Source organism: Streptomyces sp. SID3343 (assembly GCF_009865215.1).
Classification (GTDB): Bacteria; Actinomycetota; Actinomycetes; order Streptomycetales; family Streptomycetaceae; genus Embleya.
Window position 1 is genome coordinate 1 of the sequence record NZ_WWJX01000440.1, and the last position, 16,821, is coordinate 16,821.

Consider the following 16,821-nt stretch of genomic DNA (forward strand, 5'->3'; position numbering starts at 1 on the left):
AGTCGCAGTGCTTCGGCGGTGTCGGGGTCCAGGTGGGTGGTGTCCTCGTCGAGGACCTCGGTGACCGCGACCATCGCCGCGAGGGGGGTTCGCAGTTCGTGGGAGACGTCGGCGGCGAACCGGCGGGCACCGGCTTCGAGGCGGCGCAGTTCGGTGGCGTCGCGTTCGATGGTGTCGGCCATGGTGTTGAACGTCGCGGTCAGGGCGGCGAGTTCGTCGGTGCCGCGGATGGGGATGCGGGTGTCGAGCAGCCCCTCGGTGATGCGGTGGGCCCCTACGCGCAGCCTCCGTACCGGGCGCAGGACGTGCGCGGCGGCGACGAGGGCCGGGACGAGGGCGAGTCCGACGGCGGGGATCGCGCCGTAGCGGGCCGCGGTGACGAGAGCGTGGATGTCGGCCTGCTCACCGCGCAGGGACATTTCGGCGTAGACCACGATCCGGGTGGGGATCGCGCCCTGCCCCGCGTGCAGGATCGGCATCCCGATCACCAACCACGGGCCATCGGCCCGGGACACCCGTTGGGCCACCGCGCCGTTCTCGCGCAGCACCGCGGATCGCAGCGCTGTGGTGACCGCGCCGGGCTCGCCGGGCGGTGGGGCGGGAATGAGCGGGCCGTCCTGGTACGAGATGTGGGTGCGCCAGTCGCGAGGGGTGCCCGCGCGGTCGAGCAGGACGGTCAACTCCAGCAGGTTCTCGGTGCTGGGCGGGTACGGCAGGTCGGGCGCGCGCGAGTCGAGTTGGGCGCGCAGTTCGTCGGTCGCGGCGCTTTGGGTGCGGTCGAGGATGGCGTCGCGGGCTTTGTCGAACGTCAGGGCGGAGGTGATCAGGGCGCTGAACGCGGCGACCAGCAAAAAGGTGACGATCAGTCGGGGGCGAAGACCACGCAGCGACAATCGGTGTCCGAGCCGTCCCGGTGCCCGGGGCGCGGAACGCGCGGCGGACGCGGTCACAGCGGGCCGAATCGGTACCCGAAGCCGCGAACGGTCTGTACGTAGCGGGGGTGGCGGGGATCGTCCTCGACCTTCCCGCGCAGCCGCAGCACGCACGCGTCGACCAATCGGGCGTCCCCGGCGAAGCTGTGCTCCCAGACGCGTTCGAGGAGGATGTCGCGGCTGTACACGCGCCCGGCGGACGCGGACAGGTACAGCAGCAGTTTGAGTTCGGAGGGCGCGAGCGTGAGTTCGGTTCCGTTCTTGGACACGATGAGCGCGGCCCGATCGATTGTCAGTTCGCCGTACCGGTCGACCCGGGGCGCCGTCGCATTCTCGGCGGCGCGGCCTTCGGTGTCGGCCGGAACTGCGCGGCGCAGGGCGGCCTTGATGCGGGCGCCCAGGACCTCGCCGCCGGCCGGCTTGACGACGTAGTCGTCCGCGCCGGCCTCCAGGCCGACCACGACGTCGATGTCGTCGCCGCGAGCGGTGAGGATGATGATCGGCAGTTGGTGTCGCTCCCGGATCCGGCGGCACACCTCCAGGCCGTTGATGCCCGGGAGCATCAGGTCCAGCAGAACGAGGTCGGGGCGGAAGTCCTCCAGGGTGGCGAGCCCGGATTCCCCGGTGGACGCGACGGCGACGTCGTGGCCGCGCCGCCGCAGCGCGATACCGACGCCTCTTTGGATCGCCGGGTCGTCTTCGATAAGCAATACGCGTGGCATGGTGGTGACAATTCCTTGCTGAGTCGTCACGGCGGATTGTGTGAAACTGCGTCCGGGCCGTTCGAAAACGTTTCGGTGAGGCGGGACGGCGGCCGGTCGGCGCCAGTCGACTTTACGACGGAGTTCGCCGGGCCGATCCGTTCCCCGGCATCGGGCGGGCGTGTTGATGCCTGCTTGCACAGCTCAGGGCCTCGTTGACCACCGTATGGTCCCGGGATGACGGCTTCGTGCGCGATATGTGACGAGACGATGACAGCCTCCGGTTTCGATACCCGAACGTGTTTGGCTCGGCGAGCAGCCGAACGAAGACGCGGGATATCGAGACAGGAATACCTATGACGATTGCTGGAATACGTCGCGGCGACATGGCGAGAGGGGCAAGCGCGGCAATTGCCCTCGCCGTGACCGCGGCGGCCCTGGCGAGTTGTGGTGGCGCCTCGCACGCTCCGGTGGATCGACCCGTGGGCGTCACCCACCAGGCGGCCCGCCCGGTGCCGGGCGCCGCCGGCGTCGAACCGTCGGCCATCCGGCGTCCGGCGGCGGAGAGCGGCAAGGTCGATCCGTCGATCACCCGGCACTCGGAGGACGGCGGCAAGACGGTCAACCTCACTCTCGACGACGGTCCGAACCCCGTCTGGACCCCCCGCTTCCTCGATCTGCTCGAGAAGCACAAGGCCAAGGCCGTGTTTTGCGTCCTGGGGCCCGCCGCCAAGGCCAATCCGGAGCTACTGGGTCGAATCGTCGACGCGGGCCACCGCCTGTGCGACCATTCGGTGCACCACGACACCGCCATGGACAAGAAACCGGTCGATTACCAGACGCAGGAGATCCTCGACGCCAAGGACATGATCGACCAGGCGTCGGGAGGCCGACGGATCTGGTACTACCGCGCACCCGGCGGCGCGTTCACCCCGGAAAGCCGTCAGGTCGCCGCCGACCACGGTATGCGCCCGCTCGGTTGGAACGTCGACCCCAGCGACTACCAACGCCCCGGCGTCGACACCATCGTCACCCGCGTCCAAGAGCAACTGGCCAAGGGCCCCACCGTGTTGATGCACGACGGCGGCGGCGACCGCGAACAGTCCTTCCAGGCCCTCGAAAAGCTCCTGACCTGGTTCGACGAACAGGGCTACCACTACAGCTTCCCGCAAGCGTGAACCGGCTTCGACGACCGGCCGCGGACCGCCGCGTCACCCGGGCCCGGGGCATGCGCCACAGCCCGACACGGTGGACGGACCGACCGGCCCGTCACTGAACCCTCCCTGTCCGGCCGTGAGTTGGGTGACGTCGACGGAGGCCGACCCGGTGTGCGGCTCCGGGACGACCGCCCACAGGGCCGCCATCGCGGCGAACGTGGCCACCAGGGCAACGGCCCCGCTTCGACCACGCGCCCAACGGGCCCGAAAGCGGATCGGATCCTCCACCAGGAGCTTGGAAAGTACGGCGGCGGCGACGGAAACGGCCACGACGACGGCCGTGCGTCCCCAGCCCGAGAAGCCGAGGCGTTCCTCGTCCAGCAGCAGATAGACCGGCCAGTGCCACAGGTAGAGGCTGTACGAGAGCAGACCGGTCCAGCGCAATACGGCGCCGCCCAGGACACGGCCGACGGGGCTGCCCGGGGCCCGGGTGAGGCAGGCGACGAGGAGGGCGGCGGCCAGCGCGTGGAGGAACATTCCGCCCTGGAACAACGAAGGGGAGTCCTCTCCGTCGGCCAGGACCCAGTACGCGCCGATGCCGCACACCAGAGCCAAAGAGATCCACCCGGCCATGCGCTCACCCAGCCCGGTCACCGCGCGAGTGGCCGGCCCGGTGGCCATCAGCGCGCCCAGGAGCAGGGAGAAGGCACGCGTGTCGGTGCCTTCGTACACGCGGGTGGTGTCGACCGGGTCGGTGAGATCGAGCATCAGGGCCAGTGCGGCAAGGGCCCCCGCCACCGCGACGAGGGCGACGTTTCGACCCGCGTTCCTGCCCCGGGCCACCAGGACCAGGAGCAGTGGCCAGAACAGGTAGAACTGCTCCTCGACGGCGATGCTCCACAGGTGGCTGAAGACCCGGGTGTCGGCGGAGTTCCAGTAGCCGATCCGGTCCGCGATGAAGTGCCAGTTGGCGAGGTTCGCCACCACCCAGGGGCCGTCGTCGAGCGCGTTGCGAATCAGCGCGGGCGAACCGAAGGCCCACACCAGCAGCAGGGTGCCGGACACCGTGACGGCGAGCGCGGGCAGGAGGCGGCGGGCCCGCCGGGCCCAGAACGCGATGAGGTCGATGCGACCGTTGCCGGCCGCCGTCTCCTTGAGCAGCAGTCCGGTGATCAGGAAGCCGGACAGCACGAAGAACAGGTCGACGCCCAGGAAGCCGCCGCCGAAGTGCCCGGCGTGGAAGAGCAGTACCGCCGCGACGGCCACACCGCGCAGGCCGTCCAGCGGCGCGATGTGCGGTTTGGTGGAGGTGGGCGGGTTCGCGGGCGTCGCGGACGGCGTGGGAACCCGCCGATGGGTACGCCGAGGGAAAGTCTGCGCAGGCATGGGGTTTGTCTCCGAAAGACGCGGGGCGGAACGAGCCCGGGCCCGTTCCGCCCCTCGATCACTGTGCCCCGGGATACGGGGGCGAGCGCACGGCTGGGGGTCGGCTACTTGCAGCCGAGTCGTGCGTACACCTTGTCGCCGGTCCACGACCCGGTGGCCCAGCGGTCCACCGCCGCCGGTGTGAAGGAGTACTGCTTGCCGAGTTCCTTGCCCAACCAGTGGGCGAACGCAGCCGCCCCCTGTTGGCAGGAGTGGATGCCGTCGTTGCTCCGTTGCGCCTTGGCAGCGGTGCTGTCGGTGCCCCACAGGGCCGCGGCGTCGAGGAAGCGCACCTTGTCCGGATGCTTGTCCGCCACGTCTCTGGCCGACTTCGGGGCGGACTTGATCTCGGCTTCGTGCGGCTGGTAGAAGTCGTCGATCTTGAACGGCGGCGCGGACACGATGACGAGTTCGGCGCCCGCGTCGGTCACCGTCTTGACCAGTCGCTCGTAACCGGCCTGTTGTTCCTGTGGGTTGCCCCAGTCGTAGGTCGTGATCTGGTAGACGACGACGTTCGGCTTGAAGGAGCCGAGTTCCTTGGGCAGTTGTTCCCACGTGGGTTCGGCCGGCTCGCCGATGACACCGCCGCCTCCGGCGGCTGCCATCGACGCGAACTCGACGCCGTCGGCCTTCATCGCCGCCTCGAGGGCGGGTGCCTCGACTGCACCGATGGAGTCACCCATCCACAGCAGCTTGGCGAGCTTCGCGCTCTTGTTCCCGGCGCCGGACGGTCCCTGGCGGGCGCCGGCCTCGGCGGAGGCACCGGCCGAGGAAGCCGTATCGGTACGGCCGCCGGTGGCCTGGCTCTTGTGGTCCGAGTCGTCACAGGCGGTGAGCCCGAAGACCCCAGTCGCGGTGGCGAGGGCGATTCCCGCGGTGAGCCGAACGGTTCGCCGACGGCGGGTGGCAGGGTTGGTCTGGCTGTTCATGTCGTCCAGTAGAGCCGCTGAAATCCCTGTTCAGAGGGGCGGTCATCGTTTCGTCACAGGCTGGGAGAGGAACAGTCATCCGCCACGAGCGCGCGCGTCGGATGGTGCGCGCAAAGACCCGAAAGTCGCGATCCCGTCCCGGGGCCCACGCCGAGCGCGCGTTGTCGCGGACGACGGTAGTGCTGCCGCGGTCGGGTCTGCGGGGGCGGGACGGTCCTCACGACACCCGGGCGGCCGAGGCCGATGAACTGCCGGAAGTTCGGCTCGAAGGTCGATTGGGCGGTCTGCGAAGCAGCGAACGTGCGGCGGGGGTTCGCGTACCGGCACGAGTGCCGACGGCCACGCCGACGCGCACGGACGCGGCGACCGCGAACGGCCGCCGCGCCCAGGTTCGTCCTCTCACCTCACGCGGTCGGGCACGTGGCTCCCGGCAGCGTCAGCGCCACCCGCGCATGCGACACCACGACGCTCACGCCGGACAACAGCGTGATCCGCAGCGCGTTGACCGTGATCCCTCGACCGCCCGGGTCGACCACCCGCTCGTTCACGCGCACCGTCGCCACCAGCGGGATCGTGATATCCACGTTGACGTTCGGGTTCACCACCGGCACCCCGGCCACCCGCAGGTTCGCCAATTCGACCGAACCGGTCGGCGTGGCACCGCCGTTCGCGTCACCCTGCACCGTGGCGACCGCTTCGACGACGTCCGCCGTGACCAGTCCGCCGAGCAGGTTCACCCCGGCCGTCTGCGCACGCGCGTTCGCCCGCTGCAGGCCGTTGACGTCGATCGTGCCCTCCGCGCGGGTGGTGACCACGCCCGCGTTGCCGACGACGCCCAGCGACACCGTCGCGACGTTGTCGGTGTCGACCGCCGCGACGTTCGAGCACGTCACGTCGGACGGGGCGATCGGGCCGATGTTCGCGAGCGGCGACTTCAGTGCGGCCCCGTACGCGTGCGCGTCGAACCGCATCGTGTCGAACACGACGCTCGCGCAGCCGGGCAGGCTCACCCCGACCACGTTCGTGAAGCCGGCCGCGCAGTTCGTGTACGTCCCGCGCGCCGCCGAGGTCACCTGGACCTGCGCCGTGCAGGATTCCTGACCCGCCGTCAGGTTGCCGGATACATCGACCGAGCCCCCACCCGCCGGCGCGACGACCGAACCGGCATCGCACGTCGTCGTGGTGGCCCCGGTCGCCTTGAGTCCGGCCGGCAGCGCGTCCGAGAAGGACCAACCGGGCTTGGCGCCCAGCTCGTTCGTGTTCGTGATGGTGAAGGTCAAGGTCGAGGTGCCACCGGTGAGGACCGGCGTCGGCGCGAAGCCGATGTCGACCTGCGGGCTCGCGTCGACGAGTTTGACGTTGTCGAAGGCCACGTCGTTGCCGGTGCCGCTCGGCTGCTCGTTCACCAGCCGGATGCCGGCCTGGTTGCCGGCGAACAGCACGGCGCCGTTGCTGGTGAAGGTGCCGACCCGGGCCCCGCCGATCGTCGTCGTGGCATCCACGCACGCCTCGATCGGGCGCGTGAACGCGGGCGTTGCCTGGTTGCCGTCGAGCAGGTAGAAGCTGAACTTGGAGTGGTTGGCGAAGCAGTTGACTTCGGCGATGTCGACCGAGAACGCGATGAAGCGCCGCCCCGCGGGCAACGGGATCGGGGTCGCCGTCTCCAACTGCACCTTGCCGGCGCCCGGATTGCCCGCGGTGTACGCCGTCACGGCGTGGTTGGTGGTCGAGGAACCGCCCGACCACTGACCGAGTACGCCCGCGAGGTTCTTGACCTGGGCCCAGTCGCCGGGGACGCACCCGCTGCCGGCGGGAGGCGTGGTCGGCGCGGCCGGCGATGTGACCCAGCCGTTGCACGCGGTCAACCAGGCCGGGTCGGCGGTGTACGTCTCGCCCACCGGCGGAGCGCCGGTGTAGTTCGTGAGCAGGGTCGGCGTCGCACCCTGGCCGTTCTCGAAACCTTCGGCGAAGATCGCCGCGGGCGCCTGCGGCACACCGGGTGTCCCGGGCGCGGCCTGCGCGTTGCCGACGGCGAACGGTGCGGTCAGACCCGCAACGGCCACCGCGATCGATATACCGACGCTGCCGAAGCGTTCGGTGAGCCTTCTTCTCATCGTGGACATGACGAATCCCCTTACGTCGCAAGGTGTCCGACCCCACGGCCCGCCCTTCGGGGCGGCCGAGAACGGCGAGGCCGGATCGTTCGCGGGCACCACGACCGGTCCGGCACATCGCCTTGAGCAGCACAGCACCCACAACGCCGGACGACCGCTTCCCGGCAGCCAAACCACCCTTACAGGTGACACCGACGCGCGCCGGTGCGCGCAGCGGACCCACCGCGCACCCCCCACCGCGAAAGCCGCACCGCACCCTCGCCCCGTCCCCCACCGCCCTCGCGCGTCGGCGCCGTCACCCCCGTCGCCCGAACCGCGGCGATCCGTACCGTTCCACGTTGCGGCGCTCGCGAACTCGCCGACGGCCGAGGCGAACGGGCAGACGGCCGCCCCCGGAAGCCACCGACGGCCGGGATCGCCATGCGGCGGTGCCCCGCTGCCTCCCCCGCGACCGGATCGAGCCGCCGGGTTCGATCACTCGTGGCGGCGCGAACGTTCCCCGCTCGTGGCGGCGCGGACGTTCCCGCTCGTGGCGGCGCGGACGTTCCCGCTCGTGGCCGCGCGGACGTTCCCGCGCGTGGCGTCCCGACGGTGGACGCCGGCTTGGCTAGCATCTGACTGGTTGTGGCCCGGTCTCCTCGCCGCAGGGTGCGAGGACACGATGGTCGGCGGTCACCCGATACCTGCGGGAGCACAGTCATGCGGATCGGCATCATCGGCGCCGGGAACATCGGCGGCACACTCACTCGGCGCCTCACCGCCCTCGGCCACGACGTTGCGGTCGCCAATTCACGCGGGCCCCAAACGCTGGCGGATCTGGCCTCGGAGACCGGGGCGCGCGCGGTGACCGTCGAGGAGGCCGCGCGCGGCGCGGATCTCGTGGTGGTGACGATCCCCCTGAACAGGGTGCCCGACCTGCCCGCGGACCTGTTCGGCCAAGCCGACGACGCGCTGATCGTCGTCGACACCGGCAACTACTATCCGCGCCAACGCGACGGCCGGATCGAGGACATCGAGAACGGTCTGCCCGAAAGCCGGTGGACCGAGCGGCACTTGGGCCGCCCGGTGATCAAGGCGTTCAACAACATCTACGCACAGCACCTCGCGGACGACGGTCGCCCGGCCGGCAGCCCCGGGCGGATCGCGCTGCCGGTGGCCGGGGACGACCCGTCGGCCAAGGCGACCGTGCTGGCCCTGGTGGACGCGCTCGGCTTCGACGCCGTCGACGCGGGCACGCTCGACGAGTCCTGGCGGCAGCAGCCCGGAAGTCCCGTCTACACCACCGACAAGGACGCCGACGGCGTCCGCCGGGCCTTGGCCGAGGCGAATCCCGACCGCGCTCCCGAATGGCAGGGTTCCGCCGACAGCCCGGGCACGTTCGACGCCCCTGCTTGAGCGTGCGCACCCGACGGACGAGGCGTTCGGCACCCTGGGGCTCCGGCCCTGCGGGCTCGGCCGCGCACTCGCCGTTTGCCGCCGGTCGCGGCGAACGAGGCCGCGGCGGGAGCCGCGGCCTCGTCGAAGGACGAGCGTCGGACGCCTATCGTGGTGCGTTCGGCATCACGGGCAAGTCGGGTCACCCGGCTGGGCCGGGACGCTCACCGCGTTCCAGGCGGCCTTGGTCTTGTTGAACAGGCCGCAGGTGGAGTCGAGCGCCTTGGCGGACTTCAGGGTCGCGGTGCGGTACTTCTTGTAGGTCATGCCGCTGGTCTTGAGCAGCATGCCGCCGTAGAAGATCTTGCCCGCGGTCTGGATTCCGGTACCCGTGAGTTGCGTGTTGTTGCAGGTCGGGCTGCTGGGCTTGCCGCCACCGGGGTTGGTGCCCTCGGCGAGCAGGTAGAACCAGTGGTTCAGGGGCCCGGCCGCCGCGTGGGTCTCGGTGCCCGGGATCGAAGCGCTGTAGCAGTTCGGGTTGTTGCCGACCAGCGAGGGGTTGTACATGTTGCGGATCGGGCCGCTGCCGACCAGGTTGACCGTCTCGCCGACCAGGTAGTCCGGGCGGTCGTAGGGCGAGGGCTCGTTGGTGTACGCCTCGGTGAGCGCGCCGAAGATGTCGCCGGTGCCTTCACCCAGGCCGGCCTCGGTGCCGGCACCGCCGGGGGTGAACTGGTCTATGCCGTGGCCGAATTCGTGCCCCACGACGTCCATGGACCCGATCCACTGGTTGCTCTGGTTGTGGCCGATCTGGACCTGCGAACCGGTCCAGTAGGCGTTGATCGCGGGGAGCCCGACCCGTACCGGCCAGCTTCCGCCGGTGCCGTTGTGACCGTTGCGACCGAGCCAGTCGCGGAGCATGTTCCATTCCTTCTGCGCGGCCCACAGGACGTCGACGCAGCCGGTCTCCTTGCTGGTGGCGTTGCCGTTGCCCCAGGTGTCGGTGGCCTTGGTGAAGACGCCGCCGCTGTAGTCGGCGCAGGACAGGCCGGGCCGGGTGGTGTCGATCATCTTGTAGCTGCCGGCGCTGCCGCTGGTGTTGATCGTCAGCGGATTGGGGCCGTTCCACTGGCTGGTGCCGGTGCCGCCCTTGACGTCGTCGTAGGAGTCGAGCAGCTGCCCCGAGCGGGCGTCGACGAAGACGTGCAGCCGGCTGGGCGCGGTCTCGGTGCTGCCGATCAGCACCGTCTCCCAGGCCAGGTTCGCGGAACTCTCCTGGACTCGTACGACCAGGCGTCGCGACTCGACCTTGTCGACGACCTTGAGTCGCGTACGCGAGACGTTCTCGGCCGCGCCCTTGCCGAAGGTCGGCTTGACGGGGACGCTGATCGGCCGATCGGTGGCCGACTGGGTGGCCCGGACGGTGCCGTTGCCGTCGGCCAGCACCGCGGCGCTCCCGCCGACCACGGGCAGCCCGCGATAGGTGCGCTCGTAGGCGACGGAGAACAGGCCGTCGACCCACGGGGTCACCTGCTGCCGCACATAACTCTCGTCGGGGCCCTTGGCCAGGACGTCCAGGCCGCTCGCGGCGGCCTTGTCGGCGGCGGACACCGCCGCCGCCAAGCCGGGCGCGGGCGGAGGGGTGGCCGCGTTCGACTGGGACGTACCGGCCACGAGGCCGGCGAGTAAGGCCAGGATCGTCCCGGCCGTCACCGTGCTGCGTTTCATCGAGGCTCCTTGATAGAAGGACAGACCTCGACCACGAGTCCGGCTCTCGTCGGCTCCGCAGGGTGAGCGGGACCGACCCATCGCGTGCGCCGGGTTCGTGCCCGAGCGAACGAAACGCTCACACGGGCACAAGTCGACGGTCAACGAATGTGACCGACTCGGCACATTCTGTCAACACCCGGTGATGGTTTCTCCTCGGGCGCCGGAGTGCCTTGTCGCGACCGGGGGCACCTCGACGCGCGCGCGACGGCGGAGTTCAGGGTCTGCGTTCGCGGACGGAGGCCATGGCGGCGACATCGATCGTGGTCCAGGCCATGGCGGTCGCTCCGTCCAGGACCGCTCGGTCGGCCGCGGGGGTGATGCACGCGGCGGCGAACTCGGGTTGGTGGTTGACGGCGCCTGGGCAGTCCAGTCCCAGCATCGGGTGGATGGTCGGTACGACGTGGGAGACGTTGCCCATGTCGGTGGCGGCGCCGACGCCGCCGCCGGGCGGAAGCGGCGGGAAAGTGCGGCCGAGCCGCTCGGCGTTGGCGCGGTAGAGGCGCAGCAGGGTTTCGTCCGGCCTGAGATCGGCGTAGTCGGGGCCGGCGGGTTCGATGGTGAGGGCGCTGTCGGTGGCCAGGGCGCCGGCCTCGAAGCAGCGGTGGATGCGTGGGACGAGCTCGGCCAGGGCCTCCATGGTGGCGGAGCGGACGATCCATCGGCCGTGGGCGTGGTCCGGGATGACGTTGGGGGCGCTCCCCGCCTGGGTGACGATGCCGTGTACCCGGTCGTCGCCGCGGGTCTGTTGGCGCAGCAGGCCGATGGCGACCTGCGCGATCGTCATCGCGTCGGCGGCGTTGATGCCGTTCTCGGGCCACGCGCCGGCGTGGGCGGGCTTGCCGCGATACGCGACCTCGAACTGGGAGGTGGCCAGGCCGGGCATGGCCGCCGTCTCGGTTGCCGCGGGGTGGACCATCATGGCGGCGTCCAGGCCGTCGAACGCGCCGCGTTCCAGCATGAGGATCTTGCCGCCGCCGCCCTCCTCGGCGGGTGTGCCCAGTACGGTGACGGTCAGCCCGAGGTCGTCCGCCACGGCGGCGAGGCCGGTGGCGGCGCCGACCGCGGCGGCGGCGATGATGTTGTGCCCGCAGGCGTGGCCGATGTCGGGCAGGGCGTCGTACTCCGCGCAGATGCCGACGTGCACGGGGCCGGTGCCGATGGTGGCGTGTACGGCGGTGGGCAGGTCGTAGGCGCCGAGGCGCACCGCATAGCCGGCCGCGTCGAGGGCGTCGGCGACCCAACCGGCGGCCAGGGTCTCCTCGAAGCCCAATTCGGGGTGGGCGTGGATGCGGTGCGAGAGGGCGACCAGTTGCTCGCCGTGGTCCTTGATGCGGCGGGCGACGATCTCCTTTGCCGCGGTGGCGAATTCCATCACTCGCTCCCGATGGTGGTGATGTGTACGGACACCGGACGGGTGGCGGCGTCGAAGGCGGCGGAGGAGCCCGTGGCGCCCATGCCGCTGTCTCCGGCCGGCTCGTACAAGCGCTCCGGCCCGCCGCCCTGCCATTGGTTGACCCACACCACACCGGCGGGCAGGCGTTCGGCGGCGGCCATGTGCGCGGGGTCGTCGGTGTAGACGGTGGCGGCCAGTCCGAACCGGGAACGGGAAGCGAGCGCGAGGCCCTCTTCGAAGGAGTCCACCACGACGACCGGCGCGAGCGGCCCGAAGGTCTCTTCGGTCATCACGAGCATGCTTTCGTCCACGTCGGTGAGCACCGTCGCGGGATAGAAGAACCCCTTGCCCTCCGGAACGGTCCCGCCGACGAGGACCCGGGCCCCACGTTCGACCGCGTCGGTGACGTGCCGGTGGACGATGTCGCGTTGGCGCGCGTCGGCCAAGGGCCCCAGCACGGTCCGTTCGTCGCGGCCGTCGCCGAGGGTGTGCCCGGCCGCCGCTGCCACCAACGCCTCGACGAACGGCTCGGCGATGTCGCGGTGGACGTAGATCCGTTCCATGGAGGTGCAGATCTGGCCCGAGTTGACGAACGCGCCGAAGGCGACGGCGGCCGCGGTCCGAACCGGGTCCACCCCTGCGTCGATCACGACCGGGTCCTTGCCGCCGAGTTCGAGGATCGAGCGGTGCAGCCGCGCACCGGCCGCGGCTCCCACCGATCGCCCGGCGGCGACCGATCCGGTGAAGTGCACCAGGTGGACGTCGTCGCTTTCGACCAGCGGCACCCCGGCTCGGGCGTCTCCCAGAACCAGGTTCAGCACGCCCGGGGGCGGGTCCAACAGTTCGAACAGCCGTACCACGGACAGTGGCGCACGCTCGGACGGTTTGACCACCACCGTGTTGCCCGCGGCCAACAGCGGCCCGATGGCGCCCAGCACCATGGGCACGGGGAAGTTCCACGGTGTGAGCACGGCGGCGACGCCGAGTGGGCGCCGCACGATCTTCGTACTGCTTCCCGCGGGGCCGGCGACGATCTCCTCGTACCGGTAGGAGCGGGCCTGGGCTGCGACCGCCTTGAGCCCTTGGGCCGCGCCGGCGAGGAACATTCGTCCCGGACCGACCGGCTTGCCCATCTCGCGGCACTCGATGTCGGCGAGTTCGGCGGCGTGTTCGGCGACCGTGTCGGCCCAGCGCTCCAGCAGGTCGACCCGTTCGGCCTGCGGTAGCGCGGCCCACGCGGGCTGCGCGGTGGCCGCGGCGTCGACGGCGTGACGTACGTCCTCGGCCGATCCGCCGGGCCACTGTGCGATGACCTCCTCGGTGGCCGGGTCGACCAGGTCGTGGCGGGTCCCGCTACGCGAGTCCTGCCACACCCCTGCGATCAGGTTCTGCAAGGTTTTCGTCAAGGCGGGTTCCTTCGCGCGTAGGGAGGGAGCTGTGGGAGGAAACGGTGGGAGCACGTGGTGGGTTGGCTTCGGCATTCGATGCCGGCGAGCCGCGGCCGACTCGTTCGCTCCCGAGGTCGGCCGTCGAGGGTCCGCAGGAGCGAACGCGGTGGTCCGGATTGCGTGTCGTGCGGATCGCCTGTCGTGTGGTCAGCCGAGGCGGTCCGCCATGAGCTCGCCGATCATGATCGCCGTCAGGTTGGTGTTGGCCCTGGGGACGGAGGGGAGCACGGAGGCGTCGACGACCCGCAGCCGGTCGACACCCAGTACGCGGCAGGAGGGGTCGACCACCGTCGTCTCGTCTGCGGGCGCGCCCATCCGGCAGGTGCTCGTGCCGTGCTGGGCGTCGACCGCCGTGGCCAGGAGGTGGTCGTCCAGGGCCGCGTCGTCGTCCAGCGCGGCGAACAGGGCGGGGTTGTACGACGCGACGTCGTCGCGGACGACGGCGGCGATCCGGGGGCCGCGCGCGAGTTCGGCCAGCGCACGCACACCGTCGCGCAGCCGGGACAGGTCGCGGCCGTCGGAGAGCATCCGTTCGTGGACCTCGGGCTGTCGGGCGGGGTCGGCGGACACCAGTTCCAGCCGGCCGCGCGAGAACGTCTGATTGAGCCACACGCCCACGCCACCCGCGGGCAGGTCGGTGTCGGCGGCGGCCATGGCCAGCACGTTCTGATTGAGCGAGACGAGCATCATGTCGTTGACGTGCGCGCCGGGAGCGCTGGTGTAGCGGACGCAAACGTTGGTGTGTCGGTCGTCGGGGCTCTTGATCGCCGCTTCCGGTGTGAGTGGCAGTCCCAGGACGATCATCGGGTGGTCCTGCATGCCGCGGCCCACCGGGAGATCCGCCCGCACCTCGACGCCCACCTCGCGAAGGTGCTCTCCCGGTCCGATGCCGGAGCGCATCAGGATCGCCGGGGAATGGATCACTCCCGCGCTCAGGATCACCTCGTCCGCGTACTCGGTGACGGCGGCGCCGTCGACCAGCATCCGCACGCCCACCGCGCGGCCTCCCGAGAACACCACCTTGTCGACCAGGGCCCCGCCGCGGATGGTCAGAGTCGACAGGCCCCGGGCGGGCTCCAGGTAGGCGTCGTTGACCGACACCCGCCGACCCTCGCGCGAGTTGATCGGGTAGGGCGAAACCCCGGTCGTGTCGGGGGCGTTGACGTCCGGCGCCCACGCGTGGCCCGCCGCGGACGCCGCCTCGGACAGCGCGGCGTCCACCCCGCCCCACCGCTCCTTCGGCATGCGAAAGATCGGAGTGGGGCCGCCGCGCCCGTGGTAGGACGCGTCCCCGAACTGCTCGTCGTCCTCCAGCTTCGCGAAGTACGGCAGTACGTCGCGGCGCGACCAGCCGACGCACCCGGCGGCGGCCCAGTCGTCGAAGTCCGCCATCGGCGGCCGGATCGCGATCTGCCCGTTGACCGAGGAGCTTCCCCCGACGCCGAGGCCGCGCCAGTACGGCGCCTGGGGCTGCCTCTCGGTCCGTGCGGCGTTCACGTCCGCCCACACCAACGTCTGCGCGGCGGCCGGGTCGGACAGCGCCCGACCCGGGTTCGGCGACCGCCACACCTCGGCCATCTGCGCCGACCGGTAGTCCGGCCCGGCCTCCAGCAACAGCACGCTCCTGCCCTGCCGTGCCGAACGGGCGGCAAGCGCGGCTCCGGCCGACCCTGCTCCCACGACGATCAAATCCCAGCCCGCAGTGGACACCCGGCACCTCCGATAGTCGGATCAGCGATGTCCCGGCGTGACACTCGGGCAGCTGTGGCAAGTAGACTGCATGGTGCGAAAAGTTCAGTCAAGAGTGAATGTTCATTTTTCTTTGACCTTTTGGAGGTCCGGGTGTCGGAAACGAGCGGCTCCGAACCCGGCGAAGCGACCGGCCTGATCGAAGACTTCGGTCTACAGGTGGGCCAGGCGATGGGCTGGCCGCCCATGGCCGGCCGCGCCGCCGGGGTCCTGATGCTGAGCGAGTCGCCTTTGACGATGACGCAGCTCATGTCGACCCTCGGGGCGAGCAAGGGCTCGGTATCGGAAATCACGCGCCTGCTGATCACCAACGGCACGGTGCAGCGCTACAAGCCGGCCGGGTCGCGCCAGTTCCTCTACCGCTGGCGCAGCGACGCCTGGATCGGCTGCCTGGTGCACCAGCTCGAACAAAACGTCCGGCTGCGTGCTCTGGCCGAGCGGGCACAGGCCCATGCGCAAGACCTTCCGGCCGAACAGCAGGACCGGGTGCGGCACATGGGCGACTACTACGGATTCATGGTCCGGCGCCTCGAAGGACTGCTGGCCGAATTCACCGAGCTGTCGGCCCCTTAGCGCGAAATCCCCGGCCGTGCGGCGCTGCCTCGAACGCGTCGGAGGGGCGCGATCCTCGAGAGGCCGGCGTCCGGACACATCGCCGGCAGCGGGGACATCGGACGATGGACCACCCGACACCAGCCACCAGTGTCGTCGGGGCCGGGCTTCGGCCCGGACGGGCCCGGCAGCGGGCGATGCGGCCGGGCCGCGACGAGTTGCGCGGAGTTCTTTCGGCTAGCGCAACTCAGCGACTGCGGCGCGCAGTTCGTCGAGCGCGGCTCGCGTGTGGGCCGCCAGTTCGCCGGCGTCCTCGTCGCGAGCGGGGTCGGCCCACACGCCGAATCCAAGCCTGAACGCGAGCACGCCCAGTTCGGCGGCCACCTGCGCGACGGGTCCCACGACGCCCCGTCGGCCCAACGCGTCGACCATCGCCGCGGCCATGCCCATGCTCTTCAGCGCGTCGCGCTCCCGCAGTTCCTGGTTCGCCTCGATCGCCGCGTGCAGCAGGGGTCCCAGCTCGCGGTTGAACGCCGTCATCTCACCCGAGGCGCGCTCCAGGCCGGCCGCGACGGCAGCCATCGGCGTCGCGTCCGCAGGGGCCGCGTCGATGCCCTCGGCCAGCAGGCGACTGAGGGCCTTCTGCCCTGCGGTGAGGATCTCCCGCTTGTCGGCGAAGTGGCGAAAGAAGGTGCTCCGGGTGAGCCCCGCGCGTTCGGCGATCTGGGCGACCGTCGTGTCGTCGAAGCCCTGCTCGGCGAACAGGCCCAGCGCCGCCACGACCAGGCGTTGGCGGGCATCGGGCTTCCATCTGGGCATATGAGCAGTCTAACTGATGCGACATGTGTCGCATCAGGTGTACCGTGATGGGACATCAGTCGCATCACTTCCCGGGAGCTCGCCATGCGTGTCTTCATCACCGGTGGAACGGGCCTGATCGGCTCGGCCGTCGTCGCCGAACTGCTCGCCGCAGGCCACTCGGTCACCGCCCTCGCCCGTTCCGACGCCTCCGCGGCGAACGCCGAATCCGCCGGGGCCCAGGTGATCCGCGGCGGGCTCGCCGACCTCGACGTGCTGCGCACCGGCGCGGAGCAGGCCGACGGCGTCGTCCACCTCGCGTTCCGCAACGACTTCGGTTCACCCGAGGCGCTCGCGCGAGCCGTCACCGAGGAGGCAGCCGCGCTCGCGACGCTCGGCGACGCCCTGCTCGGTACGGACCGGCCGCTGGTCACCGCGTCGGGTACGCCCAACGTACCCGGACGCGCGTCGACCGAGGA

13 protein-coding genes and 1 pseudogene are annotated in these 16,821 nt (G+C 70.8%); 4 read left to right on the top strand and 10 right to left on the bottom strand.

Annotation, left to right across the window (positions count from 1 at the left end; all coding sequences use genetic code 11):
- On the bottom strand, window positions 1–893 hold an 893-nt coding region (locus tag GT354_RS14215), incomplete at its 3' end, for a HAMP domain-containing protein (protein WP_237534835.1).
- A gap of 53 nt (window positions 894–946) precedes the next feature.
- Window positions 947–1,654: a response regulator transcription factor gene (locus GT354_RS14220; RefSeq protein ID WP_161356672.1), complete on the bottom strand. Its 708-nt coding sequence runs from the start codon at window positions 1,652–1,654 to the stop codon at window positions 947–949.
- A 365-nt stretch (window positions 1,655–2,019) separates the two neighbouring features.
- On the opposite strand from GT354_RS14220, the gene GT354_RS14225 reads away from it, so the two are divergent.
- On the top strand, window positions 2,020–2,811 hold the full coding sequence (locus tag GT354_RS14225) for a polysaccharide deacetylase family protein (RefSeq protein WP_202511885.1): 792 nt from the start codon (window positions 2,020–2,022) through the stop codon (window positions 2,809–2,811).
- A 33-nt stretch (window positions 2,812–2,844) separates the two neighbouring features.
- Here GT354_RS14225 and GT354_RS14230 read toward each other — a convergent pair whose 3' ends face one another.
- The 3 genes from GT354_RS14230 to GT354_RS14240 all read right to left on the bottom strand — a co-directional run bounded on the left by GT354_RS14230 (window position 2,845) and on the right by GT354_RS14240 (window position 7,267).
- Window positions 2,845–4,176, bottom strand: coding sequence for an acyltransferase (locus tag GT354_RS14230; RefSeq protein WP_161356673.1), 1,332 nt, complete (start codon window positions 4,174–4,176; stop codon window positions 2,845–2,847).
- A 104-nt stretch (window positions 4,177–4,280) separates the two neighbouring features.
- Complete coding sequence (locus tag GT354_RS14235) at window positions 4,281–5,144, bottom strand: SGNH/GDSL hydrolase family protein (protein WP_161356674.1); 864 nt, start codon at window positions 5,142–5,144, stop codon at window positions 4,281–4,283.
- 404 nt (window positions 5,145–5,548) lie between these two features.
- Window positions 5,549–7,267, bottom strand: a complete 1,719-nt coding sequence (locus tag GT354_RS14240; protein ID WP_161356675.1) for a choice-of-anchor P family protein — start codon at window positions 7,265–7,267, stop codon at window positions 5,549–5,551.
- Between the two features lie 690 nt (window positions 7,268–7,957).
- Here GT354_RS14240 and GT354_RS14245 point away from each other — a divergent pair.
- Window positions 7,958–8,653, top strand: a complete 696-nt coding sequence (locus GT354_RS14245; RefSeq protein WP_161356676.1) for an NAD(P)-binding domain-containing protein — start codon at window positions 7,958–7,960, stop codon at window positions 8,651–8,653.
- A gap of 171 nt (window positions 8,654–8,824) precedes the next feature.
- On the opposite strand, the pseudogene GT354_RS14250 reads toward GT354_RS14245, so the two are convergent.
- The 4 genes and pseudogenes from GT354_RS14250 to GT354_RS14265 form a co-directional block, all read right to left on the bottom strand.
- A pseudogene (locus tag GT354_RS14250) lies at window positions 8,825–10,360 on the bottom strand (M4 family metallopeptidase); the annotation flags it as partial.
- A gap of 256 nt (window positions 10,361–10,616) precedes the next feature.
- A complete protein-coding gene (locus GT354_RS14255; protein WP_161356678.1) occupies window positions 10,617–11,774 on the bottom strand; it encodes a M20 family metallopeptidase in 1,158 nt (385 codons plus the stop codon).
- Window positions 11,774–13,201 (bottom strand): aldehyde dehydrogenase family protein, encoded by a 1,428-nt coding sequence (locus GT354_RS14260; protein WP_237534837.1) that lies wholly within the window; start codon window positions 13,199–13,201, stop codon window positions 11,774–11,776. Before GT354_RS14260 ends, GT354_RS14255 begins: the two co-directional genes overlap by 1 nt.
- Before the next feature lie 189 nt (window positions 13,202–13,390).
- On the bottom strand, window positions 13,391–14,953 hold the full coding sequence (locus GT354_RS14265) for a GMC family oxidoreductase N-terminal domain-containing protein (protein ID WP_161356681.1): 1,563 nt from the start codon (window positions 14,951–14,953) through the stop codon (window positions 13,391–13,393).
- 132 nt (window positions 14,954–15,085) lie between these two features.
- Between GT354_RS14265 and GT354_RS14270 the strand changes: the two genes are divergently transcribed.
- Complete coding sequence (locus GT354_RS14270) at window positions 15,086–15,565, top strand: hypothetical protein (protein ID WP_346012028.1); 480 nt, start codon at window positions 15,086–15,088, stop codon at window positions 15,563–15,565.
- Between the two features lie 216 nt (window positions 15,566–15,781).
- On the opposite strand, the gene GT354_RS14275 is transcribed toward GT354_RS14270, so the two are convergent.
- Window positions 15,782–16,363, bottom strand: a complete 582-nt coding sequence (locus GT354_RS14275; protein WP_161356682.1) for a TetR/AcrR family transcriptional regulator — start codon at window positions 16,361–16,363, stop codon at window positions 15,782–15,784.
- Between the two features lie 84 nt (window positions 16,364–16,447).
- On the opposite strand from GT354_RS14275, the gene GT354_RS14280 reads away from it, so the two are divergent.
- The coding region (locus GT354_RS14280; RefSeq protein WP_161356683.1) for an NAD-dependent epimerase/dehydratase family protein at window positions 16,448–16,821 on the top strand (374 nt) is incomplete at its 3' end.

What these genes read in the sequence shown, in the direction of transcription:
- GT354_RS14220 (WP_161356672.1), bottom strand. Translation starts at nt 1,654, where the DNA reads ATGCCACGCGTATTGCTTATCGAAGACGACCCGGCGATCCAAAGAGGC.
- GT354_RS14225 (WP_202511885.1), top strand. Translation starts at nt 2,020, where the DNA reads ATGGCGAGAGGGGCAAGCGCGGCAATTGCCCTCGCCGTGACCGCGGCG.
- GT354_RS14230 (WP_161356673.1), bottom strand. Translation starts at nt 4,176, where the DNA reads ATGCCTGCGCAGACTTTCCCTCGGCGTACCCATCGGCGGGTTCCCACG.
- GT354_RS14235 (WP_161356674.1), bottom strand. Translation starts at nt 5,144, where the DNA reads ATGAACAGCCAGACCAACCCTGCCACCCGCCGTCGGCGAACCGTTCGG.
- GT354_RS14240 (WP_161356675.1), bottom strand. Translation starts at nt 7,267, where the DNA reads ATGTCCACGATGAGAAGAAGGCTCACCGAACGCTTCGGCAGCGTCGGT.
- GT354_RS14245 (WP_161356676.1), top strand. Translation starts at nt 7,958, where the DNA reads ATGCGGATCGGCATCATCGGCGCCGGGAACATCGGCGGCACACTCACT.
- GT354_RS14255 (WP_161356678.1), bottom strand. Translation starts at nt 11,774, where the DNA reads ATGGAATTCGCCACCGCGGCAAAGGAGATCGTCGCCCGCCGCATCAAG.
- GT354_RS14275 (WP_161356682.1), bottom strand. Translation starts at nt 16,363, where the DNA reads ATGCCCAGATGGAAGCCCGATGCCCGCCAACGCCTGGTCGTGGCGGCG.